1 protein-coding gene is annotated in these 2059 nt (G+C 71.2%); it reads right to left on the bottom strand.

What is annotated here, in order from left to right:
- Positions 1 to 2059, bottom strand: a 2059-nt coding sequence (locus ABT122_RS33455) for a non-ribosomal peptide synthetase (RefSeq protein ID WP_351559945.1), incomplete at both ends; no start/stop codon positions are given.

Genomic DNA, 2059 nt, shown 5'->3' with positions numbered 1-2059 from the left:
CCGAAACACCACCAACCCCCGACGACACCACCCCACCCACACCCCGAGCCACCCCCGCCAACCCCGCCACCGACTGACACTGAAAAACCTCACGGGGTGTGATGACCAGACCGGCTTCACGGGCACGGCTCACCAGCTGGATCGACAGAATGCTGTCGCCCCCGAGATCGAAGAATCCGTCGTCGACACCCACGCGGGGCAGACCCAGCACATCGGCGAAGAGGCCGCAGAGGATCTCCTCGCGAGCAGTCCGGGGTGCCTGGTCGGTGACCGCGGCGGTGAAGTCCGGAGCGGGCAGGGCCTCGCGGTCGAGCTTGCCGTTGACGGTGAGCGGGAGCCGGTCCAGTACCACGACGGCCGCCGGGACCATGTGGTCCGGCAACTCCTCGCCGACCCCATGGCGCAGACCGGCAGCGTCCACCTCCGCGCCCGGCTCCGGGACGACATAGCCGACGAGACGCTTGTCGCCGGGCCGGCCGACGGTGCCGTCGACGCCATCGACGCTCTCGGAAGGGTCGGTACGGTCGGTACGGTCGGTGCGGGCCAGGACGGCGGCCTGGGCGACGCCCTCCTGGCGCAGCAGCGCGGCCTCGATCTCCCCCGGCTCGATCCGGAAACCCCGCACCTTGACCTGGCCGTCCGCGCGCCCGAGATACTCCAGATTCCCGTCCGCGCACCAGCGCACCAGATCCCCGGTCCGATACATCCGCGCACCGGCAGGACCGTACGGATCGGCGACAAACCGCTCCGCCGTCAGCCCCGCCCGACCCACATACCCCCGGGCCAGGCCCGCACCCGCCGCGTACAGCTCACCCGCGACGCCGACCGGCACCGGACGCAGCCCGGCGTCCAGCACATACACACGGGTGTTGCCGACAGGCCGGCCGATCGGCACCGTGCGGCCTTCCGCGAGGCCACCGGGCGGGATGCGATAGTGCGTGGTGAAAGTGGTGTTCTCCGTGGGTCCGTAGCCGTTGACCACGCCGAGCCCCGGACACGCGGCCATGACGCGGCGCACGGCGTCGGGGTCGACCACATCGCCCCCCACCCACAGCTCCCTCACGGCGGCCAGGGAGGAGGGGTCCTCCCGCGCGATGAGATGGAAGAGGCCCGCGGTGAGCCAGAGGCCGGTGACCCCGGCCCGACTGGTCAGCCGCTCCAGCTCGGCCGCGTCCGGGGTGCCCGGCGGGGCCACCACCACTTCACCGCCGGAGAGGAGAGGGGTCCAGATCTCATAGGTGGAGGCGTCGAAGGAGTGCGGTGAGTGGAAGAGGACACGGTGGTGGTCGCCCTCCTTCCAGCCGCTGTCCCGTGCGAGATGGACGACCGCCGAGTGGGTGACGGCCACTCCCTTGGGCTCACCCGTTGAGCCGGAGGTGTACATGACGTAGGCGAGCCGCCGGGGATCGCCGACGACACCGGGGAAGGACTCCGCGTCGGGGGCCGCCGGCTCCGCGCACTCGGCGACGTCGATCGACCGCACCCGCTCCGGCAGCCGGACGCGCTCCCGTGCGGTGGCATCGGTCAGTACCCACCGGGTGCCGGTCTCATTCAGCAACCGCCGCCTGCGCGGCTCCGGATCGCGGACGTCCAGCGGCAGATAGGCGCCGCCGGCCTTCAGCACCGCGAGGAAGGAGACAAGAACGCTGGGCGAGCGTTCCAGCAGGACGCCGACGATGTCCTCGGCGCCCACTCCCGCCTCGGCCAGCCGGCCCGCCAGGCGCGACGCCCTCAGGTCCAGTTCCCGGTAGGTGAGCACCTCGTCGTCCGAGCGGACCGCGACCGCGAGCGGGGTACGGGCGACCTGGTCGGCGAAGCACTGGTGAAGGCTCTTCACCGCCTCGGGGAGCGGCCGTTCCGTACGGTTCCACTCGGTCAGCAGCAGCCCGCGCTCCTGCTCCGAGAGCACGTCGATTCCGTTGACGGGCTGGTCGGGGTCGGCGGCCACGGCCTCCAGCACACGGACGAAACGGGCCGCTATCCCCTCAGCGGTCTCCCGGTCAAAGAGATCACTCGCGAACTCCAGATAACCGTCGATACCAGCCGGAACACCATCAGC

The sequence above is a fragment of the Streptomyces sp. NPDC001985 genome (genome assembly GCF_040296845.1).
Taxonomy (GTDB): Bacteria; Actinomycetota; Actinomycetes; order Streptomycetales; family Streptomycetaceae; genus Streptomyces.
Note: the sequence above shows the minus strand (reverse complement) of the source record. Positions and strands in the feature narration are given on the sequence as shown.